Source organism: Psychromonas ingrahamii 37 (assembly GCF_000015285.1).
In the GTDB taxonomy this organism is placed as follows: domain Bacteria; phylum Pseudomonadota; class Gammaproteobacteria; order Enterobacterales; family Psychromonadaceae; genus Psychromonas; species Psychromonas ingrahamii.
On the sequence record NC_008709.1, the window covers coordinates 1,267,688 to 1,293,054 of the forward strand.

18 protein-coding genes are annotated in these 25,367 nt (G+C 40.6%); 8 read left to right on the top strand and 10 right to left on the bottom strand.

The window, feature by feature from the left end; all coding sequences use genetic code 11:
* From PING_RS05355 to PING_RS05365, 3 genes are all read left to right on the top strand, one after another.
* Positions 1-1,470 (top strand): glutamate synthase subunit beta, encoded by a 1,470-nt coding sequence (locus PING_RS05355; RefSeq protein ID WP_011769410.1) that lies wholly within the window; start codon positions 1-3, stop codon positions 1,468-1,470.
* A gap of 142 nt (positions 1,471-1,612) precedes the next feature.
* Positions 1,613-3,178: a Na+/H+ antiporter NhaC family protein gene (locus tag PING_RS05360; RefSeq protein WP_011769411.1), complete on the top strand. Its 1,566-nt coding sequence runs from the start codon at positions 1,613-1,615 to the stop codon at positions 3,176-3,178.
* Positions 3,179-3,421: 243 nt separating this feature from the next.
* Positions 3,422-4,642: a class I SAM-dependent methyltransferase gene (locus tag PING_RS05365; RefSeq protein WP_041765997.1), complete on the top strand. Its 1,221-nt coding sequence runs from the start codon at positions 3,422-3,424 to the stop codon at positions 4,640-4,642.
* Between the two features lie 29 nt (positions 4,643-4,671).
* Here the strand turns inward: PING_RS05365 and PING_RS05370 are convergent, their stop codons facing one another.
* Positions 4,672-5,292, bottom strand: a complete 621-nt coding sequence (locus PING_RS05370) for a LysE/ArgO family amino acid transporter (RefSeq protein ID WP_011769413.1) — start codon at positions 5,290-5,292, stop codon at positions 4,672-4,674.
* A gap of 296 nt (positions 5,293-5,588) precedes the next feature.
* Here PING_RS05370 and PING_RS05375 point away from each other — a divergent pair, with 296 nt between their 5' ends.
* Positions 5,589-6,485, top strand: a complete 897-nt coding sequence (locus PING_RS05375) for a LysR family transcriptional regulator ArgP (protein ID WP_011769414.1) — start codon at positions 5,589-5,591, stop codon at positions 6,483-6,485.
* A 171-nt stretch (positions 6,486-6,656) separates the two neighbouring features.
* Here PING_RS05375 and PING_RS05380 read toward each other — a convergent pair whose 3' ends face one another.
* Together PING_RS05380 and PING_RS05385 are read right to left on the bottom strand one after the other, a co-directional pair.
* Positions 6,657-8,249 (bottom strand): ABC-F family ATPase, encoded by a 1,593-nt coding sequence (locus PING_RS05380; protein ID WP_083761721.1) that lies wholly within the window; start codon positions 8,247-8,249, stop codon positions 6,657-6,659.
* A 338-nt stretch (positions 8,250-8,587) separates the two neighbouring features.
* Positions 8,588-10,249, bottom strand: coding sequence for an AMP-binding protein (locus PING_RS05385; RefSeq protein WP_011769416.1), 1,662 nt, complete (start codon positions 10,247-10,249; stop codon positions 8,588-8,590).
* Positions 10,250-10,485: 236 nt separating this feature from the next.
* Here PING_RS05385 and PING_RS05390 point away from each other — a divergent pair, with 236 nt between their 5' ends.
* Positions 10,486-10,701, top strand: a complete 216-nt coding sequence (locus PING_RS05390) for a dodecin (RefSeq protein WP_011769417.1) — start codon at positions 10,486-10,488, stop codon at positions 10,699-10,701.
* A 224-nt stretch (positions 10,702-10,925) separates the two neighbouring features.
* On the opposite strand, the gene smrB is transcribed toward PING_RS05390, so the two are convergent.
* Positions 10,926-11,462 (bottom strand): endonuclease SmrB, encoded by a 537-nt coding sequence (gene smrB / locus PING_RS05395; protein WP_011769418.1) that lies wholly within the window; start codon positions 11,460-11,462, stop codon positions 10,926-10,928.
* Positions 11,463-11,518: 56 nt separating this feature from the next.
* Between smrB and prmB the strand changes: the two genes are divergently transcribed.
* Together prmB and aroC are read left to right on the top strand one after the other, a co-directional pair.
* Positions 11,519-12,430, top strand: coding sequence for a 50S ribosomal protein L3 N(5)-glutamine methyltransferase (prmB, locus tag PING_RS05400; RefSeq protein WP_011769419.1), 912 nt, complete (start codon positions 11,519-11,521; stop codon positions 12,428-12,430).
* Between the two features lie 112 nt (positions 12,431-12,542).
* The gene (gene aroC / locus PING_RS05405; RefSeq protein WP_011769420.1) at positions 12,543-13,631 is read left to right on the top strand and encodes a chorismate synthase; all 1,089 of its coding nucleotides are present in this window, start codon (positions 12,543-12,545) and stop codon (positions 13,629-13,631) included.
* Between the two features lie 237 nt (positions 13,632-13,868).
* Here aroC and PING_RS05410 read toward each other — a convergent pair whose 3' ends face one another.
* A complete protein-coding gene (locus PING_RS05410) occupies positions 13,869-15,791 on the bottom strand; it encodes an AsmA family protein (RefSeq protein WP_011769421.1) in 1,923 nt (640 codons plus the stop codon).
* Between the two features lie 581 nt (positions 15,792-16,372).
* On the opposite strand from PING_RS05410, the gene PING_RS05420 reads away from it, so the two are divergent.
* The gene (locus PING_RS05420) at positions 16,373-17,449 is read left to right on the top strand and encodes an endonuclease/exonuclease/phosphatase family protein (RefSeq protein WP_011769422.1); all 1,077 of its coding nucleotides are present in this window, start codon (positions 16,373-16,375) and stop codon (positions 17,447-17,449) included.
* A gap of 262 nt (positions 17,450-17,711) precedes the next feature.
* Here PING_RS05420 and PING_RS05425 read toward each other — a convergent pair whose 3' ends face one another.
* From PING_RS05425 to cobA, 5 genes are all read right to left on the bottom strand, one after another.
* Positions 17,712-19,481 (bottom strand): bifunctional protein-serine/threonine kinase/phosphatase, encoded by a 1,770-nt coding sequence (locus tag PING_RS05425; protein ID WP_011769423.1) that lies wholly within the window; start codon positions 19,479-19,481, stop codon positions 17,712-17,714.
* 98 nt (positions 19,482-19,579) lie between these two features.
* Positions 19,580-21,049 carry a NarK family nitrate/nitrite MFS transporter gene (locus PING_RS05430; protein WP_011769424.1) on the bottom strand — a complete coding sequence of 490 codons (1,470 nt, stop codon included), beginning with the start codon at positions 21,047-21,049 and terminating at the stop codon, positions 19,580-19,582.
* Positions 21,050-21,122: 73 nt separating this feature from the next.
* A complete protein-coding gene (gene nirD / locus PING_RS05435; protein ID WP_011769425.1) occupies positions 21,123-21,455 on the bottom strand; it encodes a nitrite reductase small subunit NirD in 333 nt (110 codons plus the stop codon).
* A 10-nt stretch (positions 21,456-21,465) separates the two neighbouring features.
* Entirely contained in the window at positions 21,466-23,991 is a 2,526-nt protein-coding gene (gene nirB, locus PING_RS05440; protein WP_011769426.1) for a nitrite reductase large subunit NirB, read from the bottom strand.
* A gap of 23 nt (positions 23,992-24,014) precedes the next feature.
* Positions 24,015-24,896 carry a uroporphyrinogen-III C-methyltransferase gene (gene cobA / locus PING_RS05445; RefSeq protein ID WP_011769427.1) on the bottom strand — a complete coding sequence of 294 codons (882 nt, stop codon included), beginning with the start codon at positions 24,894-24,896 and terminating at the stop codon, positions 24,015-24,017.
* Between the last annotated feature and the right edge of the window lie 471 nt (positions 24,897-25,367).

Here is a 25,367-nt window from a genome sequence, read left to right on the forward strand (position 1 = left end):
ATGGGTAAGCCAACTGGATTTTTAGAATTAGGTCGTGAACTACCTGGTAGAGTACCAGTAATAGAACGGATCAAAAATAATAAAGAGTTTGTAAAAAACGATGAGTTTGGCGACAAAGTCAGTGACCAAGCTTCTCGTTGTATGGATTGTGGTGTACCTTTCTGTCACGATGGTTGTCCGATTGGTAACATTATTCCTGAGTTCAATGATGCGGTTTACCGTGAAAGTTGGGTAGAAGCTTGGGATATATTAAGTGCAACGAATAACTTTCCTGAAGTCACCGGGCGTGTCTGCCCGGCGCCTTGTGAGACCTCCTGTGTTCTTGGTATTAACCAGGATCCTGTTACGATTTGCAGCATAGAAAAAACCATTGCCGACAAAGCTTATGAAAATGGTTATGCTAAGCCTAAAATTCCAACATCACGCACTGGCAAAACGGTTGCAATCGTGGGCAGTGGACCTGCTGGTTTAACTGCCGCTGAGCAGCTAAACGGTGCCGGTCATACGGTGACTGTTTATGAACGTGACGAAAAAGTTGGCGGTTTAATGCGTTTTGGTATCCCAGACTTTAAGTTGGGTATGGATGTTATTGATCGTAAAATTGATGTGTTGGAAGCTGCTGGTATTAAGATGGTGGTGAATGCACACATTGGCGTTGATTTTGATGCTAAAGAGTTGCGTAAGCAGTTTGATGTGGTGTTATTGACAGGTGGTTCAACGGTGCCTCGTGATTTACCTATTCCAGGCCGAGATCTGAAAGGTGTCCATTTTGCGATGGAATTCCTTTCTCAAAATAACCGTCGTGCTAACGGTATGGAGATTAAAGGCGAAGAGATTCACGCCAAAGACGATCATGTTGTTGTTATTGGCGGCGGCGATACAGGTTCTGACTGTGTTGGTACTTCTAATCGTCATCAAGCGGCAAGCATTACGCAAGTGGAAATTATGCCGGTTCCGCCTGAAAAACGTACGGTTAATATGCCTTGGCCTTCCTACCCAATGATCTTAAAAACAACGAGTTCACATCAGGAAGGTGCCGATCGTCATTGGTCTATTCTTACCAAAAAATTTATTGGTGATGAAAACGGCAACGTTAAAGAGTTAGTTGTTGCTGATATCGAGTGGGAAAAAGCGGAACCCGGTAAACGTCCTAATTTCACCGAGATTGAAGGGACTGTTCGCAGCATTCCTTGTACTAAAGCCTTTTTAGCAATGGGGTTCTTACACCCGGAGCCGACGGGTATTTTAGCGCAGCTTAATATCGCCTTGGATGAGCGTGGCAATGTTCAAACAACTGATTATGCCACTAGCCAACAAGGTGTTTTTGCTTCTGGGGATATGCGTACAGGGCAATCATTAGTTGTTCGCTGTATTAACGAAGGTCGTGAAGCTTCCCGTGCAATTGATGCTTATTTGATGGGCACATCGAACCTTGAAGCAATGGCCGACTCCTTAATGTTATCTCATTAAGATCATGTGAATGTTATCTAAGTAAGAACATTTGAAAAATGGACCTGTGATTTATCGGTTCATTAAAAAAGCAGCCTCCTCTCTTTTTAAGAGCAGGGGGCTTTTCCATTTTTAAATACAAATAAAATTTAAAGGTAAATTAATGATTTTAACGGATTTTGCAACCTCACCCCTGTCGGTTATGCCGGCAGTGGTCGCATTAGGTTTGGCAATTATTACCCGTCGTGTTTTGCTCTCTTTAGGATTAGGTATCGTTTTTGGTGCGTTATTATTGGTGGATTTCTCATTTTCGAAGGGTACGATTTATATTCTGACCACGGTTAAAAGTGTCTTGATCGATGAGGGCGGAATCAATACTTGGAATATGAGTATAGTGGGCTTTTTGTTACTGCTGGGAATGATGACAGCACTGTTAACGCTTTCGGGTGGCACGCGTGCCTTTTCTTTATGGGCACTCAATCATATTAAAGATAAACGCGGCGCATCACTGTTAGCTGCATTTTTAGGTGTGTTCATTTTTATTGATGATTACTTTAATAGCTTGGCAGTCGGTTCAATTGCTCGGCCAGTGACGGACAGGTTCAATGTTTCTCGTTCAAAATTAGCTTATATACTGGATTCGACCGCAGCGCCCATGTGCATTCTCATGCCACTTTCGAGCTGGGGGGCTTATATTATGACTATTATTGGCGGTATTTTATTAAGTCACGGTATTACTGAATACTCAGCATTAGGTGCTTACGTCAGACTGATACCAATGAACTTTTATGCCGTCTTTACCCTGTTAATGGTGTTTGCGGTTATTTGGTTTAAGCTTGATATTGGTTTAATGAAAAACCATGAAATTGAAGCAGAAAAAAATGGCGCACAAACAAAAGGTGATCATCAAGCCGTCGATCTGCATGATGAATTTGGCATAAACGAAAGTGAACAAGGGAAAGTCTCAGATCTTGTTTTACCTATTTTTGCGCTAATTGCAGGCACCCTGTTTTTTATGCAGTACACAGGAAATCTCGCCCTGGCGGCCAGTGGAAAACCGTTTTCAGTGTTAGGTGCCTTTGAGAATACCGATGTGGGTATGTCTCTTTGTTACGGTGCGCTGGTCGGATTAGCATTTACCTTATTCACTGTACTAAAACAAAAAATAGCCTTTAAGTTAATTTTTCACGCCGCCTGGATTGGTGGCCGATCTATGTTTGGTGCTATTATTATCCTGTTTTTTGCCTGGGCAATCGGCACTGTGATAGGCGATATGAAAACTGGGGCTTACTTATCTTCATTGGTACAAGGTAATATCGGGGTGCAGTGGTTACCAGTTATTATGTTTGTATTATCCGGGGCAATGGCTTTTTCTACCGGTACCTCATGGGGTACCTTTGGCATTATGCTGCCGATTGCCGGTGATATGTCAGGTGCGACAGAGCTCAGCTTAATGTTGCCTATGTTAAGCGCGGTACTGGCGGGCTCTGTCTTTGGCGATCACTGTTCACCTATCTCCGATACAACTATACTCTCTTCAACGGGCGCACGTTGCAGGCATATCGATCATGTAGCAACCCAATTACCCTATGCATTATCCGTTGCCGGCGTTTCTGCCGTTGGTTTTGTGGTGATTGGCTTTACCAATTCCCTGAGCCTCTCTTTGGTCGCTTCGTTTATCGCTTTTAGCGCGCTTATTTTTGTGATGAAATTCTTGTCTAAGAGGTAATGGTACAAGCGGTAATAGTCTCTTAGCTTTTATTCAATATGTGAACGCCCTGTATTTAAAGGGCGTTTTATAAAGTAATCATTGCTCAAAAAATGCGATTTTTTTTAAGATATAACCCTTTTTTAAGGCCTAAAAGCGCAGAGTGAAGTCCTTTTTCTCAAAAATCAATAAATTTATTATTAAGCGCAGATAACTGTTAGTATGACCACTCTGCTCATTCTTTTTACTTTCCCGGAAAACTTTATGCCTCATTCTGCACTCAATTCTTTTGATGATTTTTACCGACTATTGGCCGAAAGCCTTGAAAATAACAGTCTCACAAAACTGTTATTAAGCAAATATAGAGGTAATGATAAGAGCTTACAACGTATTACTGTTCGCCCTGTTATATTACAAAACGCGCCTGTCCTGTCTTTTGTGTACCGTCATCAAACCAATGATATTACTAAAAATTATTCCTATGAGGAAGGCATCGCTGCTATTAAATTGTTATTAAACGATGATTTTAAAAGTGCCTACTTATCGGCAGAATCCGTTGAAACGCAATTGGAAATCAGCAAAAAAGGTAAAATCAATATAACTACTCATAAAGTCAAGGAAGCGAGTGGTAAAGTTAAAGAAACGGCTAGCAGTCCGTTACAGCATGATCGTGAAAAAAAACGTTTTGTGGATATTAATCGCCCATTTTTAGAGAGGCTCGGGGTAACAGACAAGCAGCATCATCTTATTCCTGCCATGTCGCGGAAATGGAAACAGATCAATAAATTTATCGAGGTATTTAGCCAGGCTTTAGACGTTTCACCACAAACAGATCAAAAGCCCATTAAGGTGGTTGATTTTGGCTCAGGTAAGGGATATTTAACCTTTGCCATTCATGACTATTTACGCCATAGCCTGCATAATAATGCCCAGGTAATCGGGGTTGAATTACGTCAGGGCTTAGCCGATTTATGTAATGAAACCGCATCTACACTGGATCATCAAGGGTTATCCTTTGTTTGCGGAGATGTCAAAACCCATGCGCCCAAACAAACCGATGTGATGATTGCGCTGCATGCCTGTGATATTGCTACAGATTATGCCATTCATTATGGTATCCGCGCCAATGCCAGCATTATTATGTGTTCCCCATGTTGTCATAAACAGATCCGCCCGCAAATGCACAGCCCTGAATTATTCAAACCTATGCTGCAGTATGGCGTGCACATGGGGCTACAAGCTGAAATGGTGACCGACTCATTACGCGCGCTATTTTTAGAAGCACATGGTTATACAACTAAAGTGTTTGAATTTATCAGCCTTGAGCATACCAATAAAAATAAAATGATTTTGGCCGTTAAAAAGAGTCAACACAATGCCCGGGACAAAACCAAATTACTTAAACAGATTGCGGAAATCAAAGCATTTTACGGTATTAAAGAGCATTGCCTTGAAACCTTATTAGATGAAAGCAGCTGCAATTAATACCCCACAGCTAATCACCCGCAGCGTTGTTATTTTGCTAACCAAGTGGTCAATAATGACCAGGCAATTGAAAACATAATAACCGCAACAGTGATATCAATGGCACCTTTGATACGGGGTTTGCTCAGTTGTTTCGACAACCTGGCAGCCCCGATTGCTAAGGTGAAAAACCAAAAAACCGATGCAGACATAAGCCCAAGCATAAAGTATATTTTATTGCTGCCTTGATATTGCCCGCCAACACTGCCGATAATCATAAGCATATCAATGTACACATGCGGGTTTAAAAAGGTGACTAAGAAACTGCTGATTAAAACTATTTTTAACGACTTTTTTGCCGAACTGCTTGTGCTACTATCCACTGTTCGGCTAAAAGCAGCTTTGACTGACATCGCAGCGTAACTGCATAAAAAAATAATGCCACCCCAGGTTAACAAATCAAAGATTATTTCATTACTGGCTAACAGAAAGCTGCCACCCATTACACCAAAGGTAATTAATAAAATATCAGACAACGCAAAAAATAATGCGGTTAATAAATGATAATTGCGGTTAATTCCCTGATTTAGCATCATTGCATTTTGACTTCCGAGTGGAAGAATCATGCTGATCCCAAGGGCAAATCCTTTTGCTAACAATATTAAACTCATTTTATTTAAAACCTTTATGGTTAACCTCAGCCCGGGATAAGCAAAACGATACAATACCGTTATTTTCGCGTATTTCTGTGTTAAATCATCTAACAATAGCCCGCTATTGCGTTGATAATTTGCCTTGAACTACACAACACTAAGGGCACTGTATAATATAAAAGTGTAACAATATGAGATTAAGTAATATTACGCTTTCATTATTCCGAGTTGAGGTTATTTAAGTGAGGCAGGATTTTGCACGTTTTAGCCACATAAGTATAATGAATAATATTTATGGTATATAAATTTGGCTTATGATTAATTTAGATTACAAACTATTATCTGCATTAAATGAAATTGTTGAACAGCAAGGTTTTGAACTTGCTGCTAAAAAATTATTTATCAGCCAACCTGCGATTTCATTGCGCCTGAAAAATTTGGAAGAGAAGGTCGGTCAACCGCTCGTCATTCGTGGACATCCCATTAGGGTTACCCCCGCCGGTGAAAAACTCTTAAGTCATTTTAAAATGGTGCAGCAGTTAGAGAATGATTTAATGACAAATTTATTTCCCACTATATCGAGTCACCCGGTAAAAATATCTTTAGCGGTGAATGCAGACAGTATTGCAACTTGGTTTCTTGATGCGATGGCACCGATTTTAAAAAAATATCTTATTGAAATGAATTTAATCATTGCTAATGGGGTAGAAACCCTGAATAAGTTACGCTCTGGGCAAGCGGTTGGTGCCGTGATGAATATTGAATCGCCTCTGCCCGGTTATCGCTCTTTTAAACTCGGGGGAATGAATTATATATTAGTTGCCTCAAAGGATTTCCAAAAAAAATATTTTAGTCAGGGGGTGAATAAGGAAAGCTTAAAAATGGCCCCGAGTATTAACTATGATTCTAAAGATAATATGCACCAGAATTTTATTAGCAAACACTTTGACTTGAATGCCAGCGAATACTCCAGTCATACAATAAGCTCCTCAGAAGCCTTTGTCGATTTGGCAAAACGCAGTTTAGTTTGCTGTTTAATTCCGCAATTGCAGATAGAAAGGGAGCTGGCCGAGGGGGAACTGATTAATCTCTGTCCGAATTATCGGTTAAGCGAAACACTTTACTGGCACAGTTGGGTATTAGTGAAAGGGTTAAATAAACAAATCTCGCAGGAAATCGTGGCTTACGGGCGACAAGTTTTAGAAAACTAATACTAGGCTGCAGAGGGTTATTTGAAGTAGATCGTAGGGTGCGCAGCGATTGCGGTGCACAGCTACCGGTAACATAATACCGATTCCATTAATTAACTCCTTTGCTATAAACAAAAAAGCACAGTCAGAAAAACTGACTGTGCTTTTTAATTTTATTTAAAGGATGCTTTATTAAGCAAAACGTTGATTAGCAACATACTCATTATAAGTACCCTGGAAGTTAACCAATTTTTTATCTTTAATATCAATAATGCGCGTCGCTAACGATGAAACAAATTTGCGGTCATGACTGACAAAAATCAAGGTACCCTGATAAACTTTCAGGGCATCATTTAAGGCATCAATCGCTTCGATATCCATGTGGTTAGTCGGCTCATCCATGACTAATACATTAATATCCTGCATCATTAACTTACCAAATAGCAGGCGATTTTTTTCACCACCGGAGCAATTTCTGGCTTTTTTATTAGCATCATCGGCGGTAAATAATAAACGGCCCAACATACCCCGTACGATAAGGTCATCGTGTTTAATGGTGCGCCACTGTGAGATCCAATCAAACAGATTTAAGTCATTATCAAAGTCAGCAGTACTATCCTGCGGGCAATAACCAACAGATGCATTTTCAGACCACTTAACCACACCTTCTTTGTTTTGCAGTTCATTCACTAAACAACGCAGAAAAGTGGATTTACCCACACCGTTTTCACCGATCACGGCTAATTTTGCGCCGGCTTCTAAAATCAGTTCACCACCTTCAAATAACATCTGATCATCAAAACCGTGGCCAATATCTTCCAGTATTAATGCCTGGCGGTGCATTTTTTTACCCTCTGGAAAACTCAATGAAGGTGACATACGACTTGATGGTTTAACTTCATCAAGTTTAATTTTATCCATCTTTTTAGCGCGCGAACTCGCCTGTTTTGCTTTAGAGGCATTGGCGCCAAAGCGGTTAACAAAGTCTTGTAATTCGTTAATTTCAGCACTTTTCTTGGAATTTTCGGCCAATAATTGTTCACGAATCAAACCTGCTGCGGCCATAAAGTATTCATAATTACCGGGGTAAATACGTAATTCACCGTAATCAATATCAGCCATATGTGTACAGACTGAGTTTAAAAAATGTCGGTCATGAGAAATAATGATCATGGTACATTTACGCTGGTTAAGCTCGCCCGATAACCAGTCAATAGTATTAATGTCCAGGTTATTGGTAGGCTCATCAAGCAGCAGAAGGTCGGGATTAGCAAACAATGCTTGTGCAAGCAGTACACGTAATTTCCAACCCGGTGCAACCTGCTGCATCAAGCCAAAATGAAATTCTTCTTCAATACCCGCGGATAACAAAATTTCACCGGCACGACTTTCTGCGGTGTAACCATCCATTTCAGCAAATTCACTTTCCAATTCGCCAACAGCCATCCCATCGGCTTCAGTCATTTCAGCTTTTGCGTAGATACGATCACGTTCTTGTTTAACTTTCCATAATGCAAGATCGCCCATTATGACAACATCAATAACATTATATTGCTCAAACGCAAATTGATCCTGGCTTAGAATACCTACTTTAAGCCCCACTGACTGAGACACATTACCTGAGCTTGGTGCCTGCTCACCACTGAGGATTTTCATAAAAGTAGATTTGCCGCAACCATTCGCGCCAATTAGACCATAGCGGTTGCCCTTACTAAATTTAGCTGAAATATTTTCAAACAAAGGCTCAGCGCCAAACTGCATAGTGATGTTAGCTGTACTAATGATAATTTGTTCACTCCACGTTAAAATTCTTAAAATTCTTTAAATTCAAAGGTAAGGTTATATAAAAAAAATTACCTTATAATATTTGGTGGCAGAGTATACCAGTGAAAAGTGTTAACCGCATTACACTTCGTCTTTAAAAACGAATAATAAATAAACAAAATAATAAAACGAGTTAAATTTCAATAATTAAATTATTCTTGCCGAATAATAAGTCATCGAGTTTTTTTGTTGTATCTTTCAACGAAAACACTTATTTTGGGATTTATTATCATTGAACTGTTATTTGTTATGGGTATTGCCGGTTTTTACCGGCTAGCAAAAGGAGCGTTTAAGGTTATTTACCTAAGATCCTTACGCAGTATCTTGCCGACATTACTTTTAGGCAGTGCATCTCTTTGTTCAAATAAGCGCGGAATCTTATAACCGGTCAGATATTTTTTACAGTGAGATCGGATTTCTTTATTGCTTAAAGGAATATCGCTAACATAGAATAATTTTATTTTTTCGCCGATTATTTCATCAGGGATACCAATAGCCGCTGCTTCAATAATGTTTGGATGCAGTACTGCCACCTCTTCAATTTCAGAAGGATAAACATTAAACCCGGAGACTAACATCATATCTTTTTGGCGATCCACAAGGGTGAAAAAGCCGCGATCATCCATTTGCCCAATATCACCTGTTTTAAAAAAACCATCCTGGGTAAAAGCATTCTCGCTTTCTTGCGGCTGCTGCCAGTAACCGGGCATCACCTGCGGGCCTTTAATTTGTATTTCACCAATTTCACCGACCGTAAGCGGGTTATCGTTAACATCGGCAATACGCATATCCGTACTCGGAAGTGGTACACCAATATTTGCCTGAAAACGTTGCTGCGTATGGAGACCGCCCGCTACAACGGGTGAGCATTCGGTTAGCCCGTAACCTTCAATAATAGTCATGCCGGTCAATGCTTCCCATTCGGCCGCTATCTTTTTTTGGGTTGCCATCCCGCCGGCAATAACAATGCGCGCCTGGCTAAAGTCGAGTGCTCTAAAGGAAGGGGTTTTTAATAGCGCATTTAACAGTGTATTTAAGCCAAATAACATAGTAAAAGGGTACTTTTGTAAATCTTTTACAAAACTTTTGATATCTCTTGGATTCGTTATTAATAGATTTTGTCCGCCCATAAACATCAGCATCATCATACTGACGGTATTGGCGAAAATATGGTAAAGGGGTAAAGGGGTGACCGCTTTTTCTTTATCCAATAATGTTCTTGGACCAAAATGGGCGAAAACCTGAAGTACATTGCTTATAATATTTTGATGGGTCAATACGGCCCCTTTAGCAATACCGGTTGTGCCGCCTGTGTATTGTAAAAAGGCAATATCAGACGGTAAAACAGTCGGTCTACTATAAGATTGCAATGCTCCCTGGGTTAATACTCTGCGCATTGAAATAGCCGATGGCAGATAATATTTAGGCACCATTCTTTTAATATATTTAATGACAAAATTAACCAGAGTGCGTTTGTGAGCGGCTAATTGATCACCAATGCGGGTTAAAATAATATGTTTAATAGCGGTATCTGCCAGCACCTGCTGCAGACTGTTACCAAAATTGGTAACCGCCACAATAGCCGTTGCACCCGAATCTTTTAAGGGGTGAAGCAGCTCTCTTGGGGTATACAGCGGATTAATATTAACCACCACCAGTCCTGCCCGTAATGCACCAAATAATGCAATTGGATACTGCAGCAGATTGGGCATCATCAATGCAATCCTTTCCCCCGGTTGCATCAAAAGTGTGTTTTGGCAATAGGACGCAAAGGCTTTGCTCTTTAAATCTAACTCCTGATAAGTGAGTGAATGGCCCATATTGATAAAGGCAATATTATCCGCGTATTTTTTGCAGCAATGTTCAAACAAAGATAATAAATTATCGAACTCAGTCATATTAATATCGTGAGGCACATCACTGGGATAGCTTTTATACCAAGCTTTATCGGTTAGCGTCATAGGGTAGCCTTATTCGAGTGGTAGATTTTTATTATTATTATAACTGACGACAGACAAGATGCAGGTTTAAAATAATTATTTACTCTGGGAATAACATAACTTCCATTAGATCATTCACTGTTATCAAGTCAGTTATTCGAGTTGGCAAGCTGCTTGCTATTCAACTATAGTTTTATCTAGTTTTGTATAGTTTTGTCTAGTTTTGGCAATGAGTTATTAAGATACCGGAGGTTAATATGTCTAAACACCGTATTTACAAAAAAATTGAAATGGTGGGTTCATCTAAAATTAGTATTGAAGATGCGATCAGCAATGCTATTACAGAATGCGATAAGACGATTAAAAACATGGATTGGTTTGAAGTTGTAGACACGCGCGGTCATATCGTTGATGGCAAAGTGGGTCACTTTCAGGTAACCATTAAAATAGGTTTTAGAATAGAACATAGCTAATTAATGTGAAAGGGCGTTAAGGTTATAAACACGTTATATTCTAATACTATCTCCCCTGACTATCTCACTTAGCCATGTAACCTGATTATCTAACCTCAAGATGTAACTTAACCATATAACTTGGACATGTAATTTGGTCATGTCATTTAGCTAGCTAATCTGGCGATGCCGGGTTAGTTTTAATCGAGACTGAACTGTTATTTACGATACAGTGGCAATTTTTTTTAATACTCGCGTTTTTGCCAGTCCTCAAGTTCGATTAAGACGAGTAAAGCCCCGTGTCCGCCAAACTCAAGCGGTGCCTGATGGAAAGCTAAAATACCCGGGTGTTGGGCTAACCATAATGGCACCTTTTTTTTCAAAATATTTTTACCAACACCGTGCATCACACTGCAGCAATATAATCCCTCTTTTTTACAGCAAGTAATCAGGGCACCTAATTCACGTTTAGCTTCGTCTTGGGTTAAGCCGTGTAAATCTAAAATAATTTCAGGTGCAAAATCACCGCGTCGTAATTGCTTAAACAAATACTTTTCAGCATTCTCGCGTTTATAACGCACTGGCCCCTCTTCTGCCAGAAGAGGTTCAAAACCATCGGAAAAATGGCTTGTTTCAAATGATTCTTCACGGATTTTTTTAAGGATCTGCCTTTTCTTCATATTTTTAGTCGGCAGTATTATGGTATCCTGTGGTAATTTTTTAATACCTGAAAACTCTGCACTAAACAGTGAAAAATCATCATTTTTATTATTATTAGTCATGGTCTTTCCTGCGCTGTTTTGTATGCCGAACAAGTTTACCTTAATTGGAGCATAAATTGGACACGATTTTTAAAGAAGAAGCAATAAATGAACTGCTAACAGTCCAGGATCTATTGCGCTGGGCAGCGACAGAATTTAATCGCGCAGAGCTTTTTTACGGGCATGGTACCGATAATGCCTGGGATGAAGCCATACAGCTTATTTTACCTTCGTTGTATTTACCCTTAGACAGTAAACCTACGATTCTTGATGCGCGTTTAACACGTCGAGAGCGTGAAATGCTGGTGGACAGGATTATTGTACGTATTGAAAAGCGTATTCCGGTTGCCTACTTAACCAATAAAGCCTGGTTTGCCGGATTGGAGTTTTATGTTGATGAACGTACGCTGGTTCCCCGTTCACCGATTGCTGAATTAATTGAAGCGCATTTTGCACCTTGGGTGGATAAAGCGCCTAAACGTATCTTAGATTTATGTACCGGCAGCGGCTGTATTGCCATCGCTTGTGCCTATGCATTTCCGGAAGCCGAAGTGGATGCCGTTGATATTTCAGAAGACGCATTGGACGTCGCTGAAATTAATATTCAAGGTCACGGGCTGGAGCAACAGGTTTTCCCTATTCAATCAGATCTTTTTTCAGGTATTGAAAATGAAAAATATGATCTTATTGTGTCTAATCCTCCCTATGTTGATGCACAGGATATGGACAATTTACCGGGAGAATATAAACACGAACCCGAATTAGGCTTAGCTTGCGGCGCTGATGGTTTAGATTTGGTACGTAAGATGTTGTCTCAGGCAAGTTCAAAATTAAATGAAGAGGGTGTGTTATTTGTAGAAGTCGGTAATTCTCAAGTCCATCTTCAAGAAGCTTACCCTGACATTCCCTTTACCTGGATTGAGTTTGAAGCGGGTGGGCATGGTGTCTTTGTCTTAACCAAAGCACAACTTGATACTATCAAGATTTAAAAAATTAAAATTAAAAATATTAAAATTTAATTTTTTTAAGCAATATTTCAGATTAACTGCTGCAAATTTTAATGGTCTGCAGTTTTGTACAATTTAAAAACGGGAAATAATTATGGCGGGCAGCAGTATTGGTCAACTCTTTAAAGTCACCACCTTTGGCGAAAGTCACGGTGCAGCAATAGGTTGTATTGTGGATGGTATTCCACCAAATTTAGAAATTTGTGAAGCTGATCTGCAGCATGATTTAGACCGGCGTCGCCCCGGGCAGTCACGTTATACAACAATGCGCCAGGAAAAGGATCAAGTTAAGATTCTTTCCGGCGTTTTTGAAGGTAAAACAACCGGCAGCAGTATCGGTTTAATGATTGAAAATACTGATCAGCGTTCCAAGGATTATTCTGAAATTAAGGATTTGTTCCGTCCGGGACATGCCGATTACACTTACCATCAAAAATTTGGACACCGCGATTATCGGGGTGGGGGTCGTTCTTCTGCGCGCGAAACAGCGATGCGTGTTGCCGCCGGTGCGATTGCTAAAAAATATTTAAATGAACAGTTTGGTATTGTTATTCGTGGTTATTTAAGTCAGTTAGGTGATATTAAAGCCGATTCAATTGACTTGGATGAAGTTGAAAACAATCCCTTTTTCTTCCCTGATCTGTCTAAAATCACGCAGCTTGAAGATTATATGAAAGCCCTGATTAAAGAGGGTAACTCAGTAGGGGCGAAAGTCACCGTAGTTGCATCGAGTGTGCCCGTTGGTCTGGGCGAGCCGGTCTTTGATCGTTTAGATGCAGAGCTTGCGCATTCATTAATGAGTATTAATGCGGTTAAAGGGGTTGAAATTGGTGACGGTTTTGCAGCTGTTAGTCAAAAGGGAACTGAGCATCGTGATGAAATGACCCCGGGCGGTTTTTTATCAAACCATGCGGGCGGCATATTAGGCGGAATTTCAACGGGTCAGGACATTATCGCCCATATCGCTCTAAAACCCACCTCAAGTTTAACTATTCCCGGTCGCACTATTACCACCAATGGCGAAGCGACTACCATGATAACCAAAGGGCGTCACGATCCCTGTGTCGGTATTCGCGCAGTGCCCATTGCAGAAGCACAAATGGCCATTACCTTGCTTGACCATCTATTGCGTCATCGCGCACAGAACTTACATGTAACGACCAATACACCCTTTATTAAATAAGTTGGCTGACAAGCCACTAATTGAATGATGGGTATTATATAAACAAACCACTTGTGGATGCCTCTTCAAGTGGTTTTTTTATTAGTTGATATTTTCCCGGATTACGATCGAGTCCAGATTAGAAAATCATCCCGCTACTTTCTTTTTTATGTGGCCTAAAAAGAAAGCACCGAGCGTTTCCACGTTCAGTGCTTTATACACCATCAATATATCCGCTGAGATATAAGTCTAAAATGCTTAACCAAACAGATTTTTGAGTTTATCTCCTAATTTATCTTTTACTTTATCTTCCAGCTTATTTTTTTGCTCTTCTATTCTTTGTTGAGATTCTTTTTTAAGTTTCTCCTCTAGACGTTTTTTCTCCAGAGTAAGCCGCTCTTTGATAGCGCCTTCGGTGTCTAAAGTAAATTTAGGATCAGAAAAAGGCCCTTTAATAAGCAGTGGAATAACTAAACCACTGAGATCGCCCAGTTCGGTTTTTTCGGTGCTTTTTGATAAAGGAGTGACACTTAAACGATAGTCCAATGTCTCTTTTAAAATGTCAGCCAGTCCACTACCATCAAGACGCATCACAGGTGAAAGCATTAATAATTTTTGGTTATCGACAATGCCATTATCGATAGTGAAATTTCCAGTTAATGATGCAAAATCGGTTTTTTTAATATTAGCTTCAGTGGGTTGCGGGGCCGCGGTCAGTTTCGCTTTTAGGATACGCACTTCCTGAGAAAGGTTAATACCGTATAACTCACCATCTAATAATTTAAAATCTCCCTTTCCCGTTAACCCTTTTTTTATTTTAGAGGCGGTTAAACCTTGTCCTTTACCTGCAAAGTTAAAGTCAGTTGTGCCGCTAATAAAATCAATTTCAGCTGCATCAATCAGCAGAGGACGTATTTGTACGTTGTTTAGATTGCTTGAAATCTGGTAACTGTTTAATCCTTTACGCTCTTCAATGGATGCCTCCATAGTTAATAGACCCTGATAAAGCTCGGCGGTTAATGGCGTTAGTTGTGCTTTGCCTTTATTGACAATAATTTTTGAATTAATTTTGCCAATGGTTAAACCCGATGCTTTGACGCCCTCGATAGACAATGTGCCGTTGATATCCAGACTGTTTAATATGCTAAGATCCGGCTCCTGTTCACTTTTTTTAGCATTGGTTGTTTCGATGCTGGTTTTTTCAGTACTTGCTGCTTCAGTGGAAGCTGCTGCAGGCTCAGGTAAATAGGGCGCGAAATCCCATTGATTTCCTTTCAGTGCGAAACGTACTGTGGTTAACTGCTTGGTTTGTACCGAAAGCTGTCCAGATAACTGGATTTTATCAAGCTTAATAATTAAATCAGTTAATTCCGCTTTTGCATTGTTAAGATCATATTTGATATCGGTATTAATCGAGCCGTCTACTTTCCCGTTGGGTAAGGTTTCTCCGGTCAATAATGTTGTAAGAGAAAATTGCTTAAGCTCAACCGCTGAAAAGTCCGAAGCGACCAGTAATTTCGATTGCAAATCTAATTGCGCCTGCAGATTATCGAGGATCAGATCGGCCTGCACGGATAAATCCGTTTCCTGTCCGGGTGAAAATTTACCGAGTTGAATTTTTTTGATATTGGCTTTATGGGTGGTAGCGGCTTTAAGATCCTGAATCTCTATTTGCGCATCATTGATATTAATACCGGCTAACTGCAAATTTTCCAGCGCAAAAAAGCCTTTTTCAGTCTCGCTGCTTATGTCTTTCTCGGGTGCTTTTTCTTTCGGATCGGGCGCGCCACTGGCCTGCATATTATCCAGATTTGAACGGCCATTTTTATTGGTAATAAGGTTAACAACCAAACCATTGACAGTTAATTCACCAATTTTAATTTGACCTTTTAACAGAGGTACAAGATCTATACCAAGGGAAGCCTGATCAATTTTAAGTAAATTTTGACGATTAAATCCATCAAGGTTACGCAGTTCAATTTCGCCACTGCTAAAACCTAACTGCGGATAAAACGCCCAGCTAATATCGCCATTAATAGCCAAGTCTCTGTTAATGGACTTTTTAACTTGAGTTTGAATTTGCTGTTTATAATCATTGGGATCGATTGTGGTTATTAACAGTACAACGGCGACTATCAATAGCACCACCAATCCCGCAAATAATTTAAGAAATAGTTTCATTGAATTTTCCTTATCGGTGTTATTTAAATTTAACCCCTTTATAACAATTTGATAAAGGAGTTAAATTGAGATTAAGCTCTTAGCGTCAGTTTTATAACATTTAATGATTGTTGATGAGATTATTTTTTCATATATTTTTCAGTGCCTTCAAAAAAAAGCAATAAATCGTCTATTTATTGATACTAATACTATAGGCAATGCTTTGACAATATTAATGGGGAGATTAAGTCTATTCGATATTCCGCTCTGCTTTTAATCATAAATTTGCAGCCTTTGAAAGCATTGAAATACTGTGGGTTATTGGCTTAGTTTCTTTATATAATGATGGATTCAGATTATGGGCGAATAGAAGCGCGTGAAGTGACCTGTGATGCTTTCCTTTTTAAGCAAAGCTGAATTTTTTAAAAGTAATAATATAAATCCCGCCACCTATTATTATTGCTTTAATACAATTAATACTTGGGCAAAACCAACATGCAATCAAATACTGCCCATTGAGAAAGGTAAAAATAATCAAGCTTCTCCACAAGCCGAGCTGATTTCCGTTATACTGGCAGCCTAAACACTACAGAGAAAATAATTTGTCATTTAATCATTCCCCTGAAATAACATCCGTTAACAATGCTGCTGCATCTATTCCTCATTCCCGTCTTAAAATAGCGACTTTTAATCTGTTTAATTATCTTGAACCGCCTTTTGCCTATTATGATTTTGAACGGATTTACAGCGCCGAACAATGGGCTAAAAAACAAAAGTGGATAACGGATTATGTTAATGAGTTTCAACCTGATGTGATTGGATTTCAGGAGGTCTTCAGTCCTGAAGCACTGGCTGAATTATTAAGAGAGCAAGGTTATGAATTTTTTCAGGTGGTTGATCAGCCAGAAGTTATTGATGATTTTATCTGTCGTAGCCCGGTGGTCGCTATTGCCTCAAAATATCCGATTGTTGATATTGAGGCGGTGCAGGCAGATACAACCCTAGCGCTTGCAATGGGGCTGAAAGAGGATTTTTCCTTTAGCCGGCAGGTATTACGCGCAACCATTAATTTACCCCATATTGGCGATTGCGATTGTTATGTAGTGCATTTTAAATCGAAACGTCCGATGCTTGAGCATGAAGAGAGTAAAAGCTTGTCGGGTGAAAAAAACATTATCGAAAAACTAAAGGCACAAGTCGCCGGTGGTTGGGGCTCCACTATTCAGCGCGGCAGCGAAGCCGCACTGTTATTGGTTAATATGATAGCGCGCCGCGAAGAAACCGGATTACCCATGATTTTGATGGGGGATTTTAATAATATTCTGGCAGACGGGGTATTAGACCATCTGGTCACTGATACGCTGCGTTTTGTGTCAAAATTGGACAGTGATGCTTATCTTGAAAAATACTGCTTAAAAGATTCATGGGATTTATTTCAGGGGACAGAAAATAATACTGAGCATATTTTGCGTAAACCGACACACTATTTTGGTGCATCGAGTTCAGTCTTAGATTATATTTTATTATCCTGTGAATTTGATGCTAACTATCATTCAAGCTTATTTGAGGTCAGTGAATATAATACCTACGACAGGCATTTGATTAATCCTATTTTTGATCGTGACGGCGAAAGTACCGACCACGGTGTTGTTCTGGTGACTCTGCAGTTACGCTCTTAAAACAGTCGTGATGATTGAATAATAAATCGGATTATTTTATTGATGCGTTTGGTCTTATGTTAGCGGTAGGGTGCATTCTATGCACCGCAAACAGTGTTAATCGGTGCGCGGAGCGCACCCTACGAGTGATGTGATTGTCGCTCATTTCTACGGCGTTATCGCTTTTTTATGTAGGATAATAATACTGCATAAGCTCTGCCTTGTAGAAAGAATCTACAAGTTGCTGCAATAACAATCCCGAAATATAAACAGGCGCTAAAGCTTAATCTCCCAGAAGTAAGGTTAATTCTATTAAGGCAGTAAAAAATAAAAGGGTGCTTAAAATCTGCCAGAACTTGACCGGGTTACGCTCTAATAAGGGGGCATGCTCGCGGCTCCTGAGCATTTTAGTATTAGGCGTATAGAGATCTTGAGTAAATTCACTCATGGCATTATAACGCTGCGCCAACACAGGATGTGCGGCTGTTTGCAGGGTTAAATCAATCCAATCGGGGATATCAGCTCTAAACTGTTTAATCGGGCGATATTTCCATTGTGCCTTTCTTGCCCGGCTTAAGGATTGAGAATTAAGTGATTTATAGGGTAAGTGCCCGGTTAATAACTCATAGGCAATAACCGCAATAGAAAACAGATCCGATGCTGAACTGGCGAACCCTTCATTCAAATACTCGGGCGCGATATAATCCGTGGCACCTAAAGGTTGTTCGCTGGTGGGAGCCATTGATATTTCATTCAAACTGTCTATTTTTATGGTGCCAAAATCGATAATGGTTATTTTTTTATCGTTGGAGATCATAATATTCTCCGGCTTTAAATCCCGATGCACCATACCGGAACGTTGTAATACTCTTACCGCCGCAACGATATTATTGATAATCTCTCGCGCTATTTCTAAGGGAGGATTGGGATTATCATAGATCCACTGCCTGAGGGTAATACCTTTAATATATTCACAGATATGGTATAAGAAAGGCGATCCATCTACTTTTGGCATGATGGACATAATGCTTGGATGCGATAATTTCCGGCCTACCCACTGCTCTTTTGAAAAACCATCGAGATAAACCAAATCATCACTGAAATTTAATGACGGCATCTTTAAAATAAAAAAAAGTTTAGACCATTTATCCATGGCCAGATAAACATGGCTGCGCGGGCCTTCATGAATCACTTTTTTTATTTGGAAGTGATCAATTTCATTGCCTTCATGCAGTGCCGGTGGAATGGTTAATTGGGTTAATCTTTTTTGCAGTTCATCAACTGCGACGACCGGTAAGCTTTTAACCTTTAGCAGTAAACAAGTCAGGTTATCGGTACTGCCGTTATCAAGGGCGTTTTGAGCTATTGTTTTAGCCAATGTTTCAAAGTGCGCAGCATTTGATTTTTCCGGTGCTAGGCTGGCAAGATGTTTTGCCAGTTCAGTTTTGCTTAGCCAGTCATGAATACCATCGGATGATAAAAAAAACAGATCATTCTGCTGCAGATCGGTTGTTTGAAAGTCGACCTCTAAATGGGAATCCATACCAAGCGCACGAGTTAACACGGTGTTGTTACCGTATTGAGTGCGGCTATGATCTTTACTGAGCTGGGTTAATTGTGAGTTGCGGTAGCGGTATATACGGGTATCGCCAACGTGAAAAAGATAAGCGCTGGTGGATTTGAAAATGACCGAGCTGAAGGTGGTTATTAGCCCGTCGTGGCGTATCTGGTCATTATTACCGTGTTGATATAACCAGGTATTAAGTGAATTTAATACTTTGCCGGCGGATAATTTGGTTCCCCAATGATCTGGCGTGCAGTAATAATCATTGATAAATTGTGTGACGCTGGTGTGGCTTGCCTGCTGACTTTTAGTGCTGCAACTAACACCGTCTGCAATACTCGCCACAATCCCTTTATGCTTTTTTTCTGTATAGGAGGTGGGTATTTTGACCGCAAAAGCATCTTGATTAATTTCCCTTTTACCGGTTTCAGAATATCCCCCGACAATCAGTTCAAGTGCATTATTAGGTTGCTTGGCTGGGATATTCAAATTAATGCTTTCCTTTTTAGACAATAGAGAAAAAAATGGCGGGTGTTAATATAATCAACACCCGCCGTTTTAGTTCTTTTGGTTCTTTTAGTATTAGTTTAGTGGCTAACATCAATCATAGTGACACTGCCATCGGGATTAAGCTCGGCCATTTGTCCCTTGGGCTCAGCCATCAGAGATAAAGTCACCAAACCACAAAACGCAGTCACGGCAATCACGTAGAAGAACGTTTGGTAATCAACAAAGGACAGTATCGTTAAGTAGACCACTGCTCCAACGTTACCGTAAGCCCCGGTCATACCGGCAATCTGTCCGGTCATTCTGCGTTTAATCAGCGGTACGGTGGCAAATACGGCACCTTCACCGGCCTGCACAAAGAAAGAACATAACATCGCCGCTGCAACTGCAATCCACAGCGTCCAGCCGCTGGTAATTTGTGCCATTAACAGATAACCCAAGGCCAGTCCCGCGGTAAGAATCACCAGAGTGATTTTACGCCCGCATTTATCGGAAATCCAGCCGCCACCAGGGCGGGACACTAAGTTCATAAAGGCATAAGCTGATGCCACCATACCCGCCATTACCGGGGTTAATTCAAAGGTTTCAGAAAAGAACAAGGGTAACATTGAAATCACGGCAAGCTCAGATCCAAAGGTTGCAAAATAAAGGACATTTAGCACAGCAACTTGTTTGAATTTATACTGATGAATTTCAGGGACTGGTGTCGTGAAAATTGATTTATTGACCTTCCAAACCTGTGATAATTCATAAATATAAAGCGCAATCAGTGTGGCGTAAATAAGATAAGTCACTTCAGCTGAAATCATCGCAATATTGCTTGGAGAGACTTTCCATGCAAGTAACGCCAGAGCTGCGTACATCGGAATTTTCATTAATAATAATAGGAAAAAATCGCCCTTAGAGGTCACTTCCATGGCCGTTAAATTGGCCGGTTTAAAATAGGTCGAGCCTTTTGGGGTATCGCTAACCTTAGCATAAAATACAAAAGCAAAAACTAAACTCATAAGACCTGTGATGGCCGTTGCATAGCGCCATCCGTCTTCACCGCCAAACAGTAATGCCAGAGTTGGTAAACTAAAGGCTGCCGCGGCACTGCCGAAGTTACCCCAACCGCCGTAGATCCCCTCAGCGGTGCCAAGTTCGTTATGTGGAAACCATTCAGACACCAGGCGGATACCAATGACAAAACCTGCACCGATAAAACCCAGCAGAAAACGGGCGATCGCCGCTTCTAAAAATGTATCTGAAAAAGCAAACATAAAACAAGGAATAGAACAAACCGCCAGCAGTGCAGAGTACACCACTCTTGGCCCGTATTTGTCGGTTAATGAACCGACAATCACTCGGGCCGGGATAGTTAAGGCGACGTTAAGAATTAAGAGGGTTTTTATCTCTTCGGTGCTTAAACCCAAGGATTCTTTTACCGCAAGCAGCAGGGGGGCGAAGTTAAACCAGACAACAAAAGTAATAAAAAAAGCCATCCAGCTTAAATGCAGAATTTTCATCTTTCCAGTAAAAGATAATATATTAAATGAAGTTCTATCCATGATTCTTTCCTTTAATTTTTTGTGCCCTATTTGCTTAGCAGATAGGGCTCCTTTAATAGCTTCAACTTAATAATTAAGCTGTCGCTTGCAGTTGTACGTGATCGGCTTCAATGCGCACTGCATAGGTTTTTAAGATATGCTCAGGTAAATCTAAGCAGACGCCGGTTTTTAAATTAAAACGCTGTTTATACAAAGGTGATGCAACATAGGTTTCTCCCTGCGTTGACCCTATTATTCCGCGCGAAATAACATTCGCCTGTGATATTGGATCAAAGTTTGAAACTGCATATAAATCCTGGTTACGTTGACAGAAAAAAATCGCGACTTGCTGACTTTCAAACTGGGCACAAATGCCGCTGTTAGGAGCAAGATCTTCATACTTACAAATATTAAACCACTGGCTCATGAGTTTTTCCTTATGCCGTTAATTCTAGGACTTTGATTGTTTGCTGGGCGGGTATACGCTGCTCGCGCTCGAGTTCAAATGCCAACTGATTATCGGTGTCATCACTGTTGATAAAGTGTTTAAAGCGTTTTAGTTTTTCTGGATTTTGCAGCGTGGTTTTCCATTCACATTGATAGTTTTTAATGTTATTTTCCATCTCCTGCTCAAGTTCATCGGCCAGATTAAGCTTATCCTCAATCACCACTTCCCTTAGGTAATCTAATCCGCCTTCCATATTTTCCATCCAAACTGACGTACGCTGCAGGCGATCTGCGGTGCGGACATAGAACATTAAAAAGCGGTCTATATATTTTATAAGGGTTTGCTCATCAAGGCCTGAGGCAAATAAATCGCCGTGACGGGGGCGCATACCCCCATTACCGCAGACATACATATTCCAGCCATTTTCGGTGGAAATAAGGCCAATATCTTTGCTCTGGGCTTCGGCACATTCGCGGGTACAACCGGATACGGCAAATTTTATTTTATGCGGGGAACGCAAACCTTTATAACGATTTTCAAGATTGAGGGCTAAGGTCATGCTGTCATCAACCCCAAAACGGCACCAGGTATTACCGACACAGGATTTCACTGTGCGTAAGGATTTACCGTAAGCGTGACCGGTTTCAAAACCGGCATCGATCAGTTCCTGCCAAATAACCGGTAATTCATGTAACTGCGCGCCAAATAAATCTATCCGCTGACCACCGGTTATTTTGGTATAAAGATCAAATTTCTTGGCAACTTCACCGAGCACAATCAATTTATCCGGGGTGATTTCACCACCTGCTATCCGTGGTACGACGGAATAAGTACCGTTTTTTTGAATATTACCAAGATAGAGATCGTTACTGTCCTGTAATTCAAGATGGGTATCTTCTAATACATATTCATTCCAGTAGGAGGCTAAAATAGAGCCGGCGGTGGGTTTACAAATTTCACAGCCTAAACCGCTGCCGTAATTTTCCAGTAATTGATCAAAGGTGGTGATTTTTTTAACCCGAATAATGTCCGTAAGTTCTTGTCTTGAGTAGGCAAAATGTTCGCAAAGATCGTTATTGACTTCAAAACCTAAGCTCGCTAATTCACTGTCTAATACTTGTTTAGTCAGTGCACTGCAGCCACCACAGCCTGTTGATGCTTTGGTTTGCGTTTTGAGATCGCCCATAGTGCAGCAACCTGCGATCACCGCGCTTTTAAGATCGCCTTTAGAGACATCAAAACATGAGCAGATAGTCGCTGTTTCGGGCAGGGCTTCGACTCCGAATCCAGCGGCTTGTTCTTCACCGGTACTGGGTAGAATCAATACCGCTGGGTTTTCCGGCAGGGTCATATCATTGAGTAACAGTTGTAATAATGTGCCGTAAGCCTCTGCATCTCCGACTAACACTGCGCCGACAATTTTTTTGCCGTCTTCCGAGACAATTAAACGTTTATAAACCTGTTCAATTTCATCGTGGTAGGTATAAGACTGTGCGCCGGGTGTCTGACCGTGTACTTCGCCAATACTGGCAACATCAATGCCTAATAATTTAAGTTTGGTGCTCATATCAGCCCCCGTAAAGGCAAGTGATTCACCTTTAATATGGGCTGCGGCAACTTTTGCCATTTGGTAACCGGGGGCCACTAAACCAAAAATTCTGTTATCCCATAACGCGCATTCACCAATCGCATAAATATTTGCAACATTAGTCTGGCACTGGTTATTGATAGCAATGCCGCCACGCTCGCCAATCGTTAAATTAAACTGCCTGGCCAGTTCATCCTGAGGGCGAATACCCGCAGAGAAAACAATCGTATCGGTTTCTAAGAAACTGCCATCGGCAAAGTTCATCCGGTAGCGGCAGTTATCACCATCGACAATTTCCGTGGTCGCTTTTTCGGTGTGTACTTGTACGCCTAATGCTTCAATTTTACGGCGCAGTAATTGACCACCCCCGTCATCTAACTGCACAGCCATTAATCGTGGTGCAAATTCCACCACATGGGTTTCCAAACCAAGATTAACCAGTGCATTGGCAGCTTCAAGACCTAACAGACCGCCACCAACAACAACCCCTACTTTACTGCTTTTTCCAGAGGCCGTTATGTCCTCTAAATCATCAATAGTACGGTAGACATGACAATGTTCTTTATCATTGCCTGAAATGGGGGGCACAAAAGGAAATGAACCCGTTGCCAGCACTAATTTATCGTAGGATTCAATCCGGCCACTGCTGGTGACCACCTGATTATTTTTGGTATCAAGTTTGACAACTTTATCGTTGAGCACAAAGTTAATACCGTTTTCTTGATAGTAAGTTGCATCGGTCAGGGCTAAATCATCGGCTGTTTTACCCGAGAAAAAGCCACTGAGTTGCACGCGATCATAGGCAAGGCGAGATTCTTCTGAAAAGGTAATGATATCGTAGTCAACACTTTCGTCTGTAATCAGAGTATCGATAAACTTGTGGCCGACCATGCCGTTACCGACCACCACAATGCGTTGTTTGTTCATAATGTCAAAATCCTTTTAAATTTTTAAGCTGATAATTGTGTTAACTCATTAATCGCACTATCGATTGATGGTTTTTCGTTGAACCACTGTAATTGCTCAGCTAAGGCGATAACCTTGCCAATCATGATCAGAGCGGGTGATTTTATTTGTCGCGTTTGTACTAATGAAGAAAGTTGATTGAGATGACCGGTAATCACTCTTTGCTGCGGACAGCAGCCGTTTTCAATCAAAGCCACGGGTGTGTTTTTATCCAAGCCTGCTTTTATTAGCTGCGTTTCAATTAATTCTGCTTTGCTTAACCCCATATAAAAGACCAGGGTATGATCCAGTTTAGCCAGGGCCTGCCATTTTATATCCAGGGTTTTTTCTGCATGTGCGGTCACAAAAGTACAACCTTGAGAAAGACCACGATGTGTAAGGGGAATGCCTGCGTAACTGCCACAACCTGCCGCAGCGGTTATGCCCGGCACGATTTCGGCTTTAATATTATGTTCTTTCAGGGCCAGCATCTCTTCGCTGCCACGGCCAAAAACAAAAGCGTCACCGCCTTTTAAACGGCAAACACTTAAACCTTGTTGGGCTTTATTGATTAATAGCTGATTGATTTCGGACTGGCTAATACTGTGATTATTCTTGGCTTTACCCACATATAAGAGTTCAGCCTGCGCAGAAAACAGCTCTCTAATTTGTTTACTCACCAGGTTATCAAAAATAATAACATCACATTTTTGGATCAAACGCAGTGCTTTCACCGTAAGCAAATCCGGATCACCCGGGCCGGCACCCACTAAAAAAACCCTACCGGAAGGTGTTGTTTTTTTGTCCTTTAGTGATATCCAATCAGCACCTTTTTTTTCATGTAAAACAAAAGTGGTAACCACATTGTTACTTTTTTGTATGTTCATATTGCCACCTGTTTGCAAGTTTGGTCATCAGCTATCGTTAGGTTTTGGTTAAGCTGGTGTTATAAATTTGTTAGTTATTTATGATTTATTTAATCTAAGCAAATACAGTGCCAATAAATAAATGATCTGCTAAATTAAAAATTTAAAGCTTTTTAAATCAGTTTGTTAGTCGTTATTTTTTTGATTTTTAAAAACAATCGGATAAATGTGGGGAACATTATTGATATATAAAAAAGGTCATTAATAGGGCGGTCAGCACCAAAATGATCCGTATTGAAGCTTGAAACGCTATTTTTATGGCTGACTGTTTAAGGATAATGCTGCTGAACTGATTGCTGTTTTTTGTTAACTGTTTGTTTGTAGGGTCTTAATTGCTTGTTTATGCGCTGTTAACTGTGGCGTTTTTTAAAACTTTTATTATGCGCATGATTTGGCGCGTAAATTGCTTAATTAAATAGAACAGATAAGTTA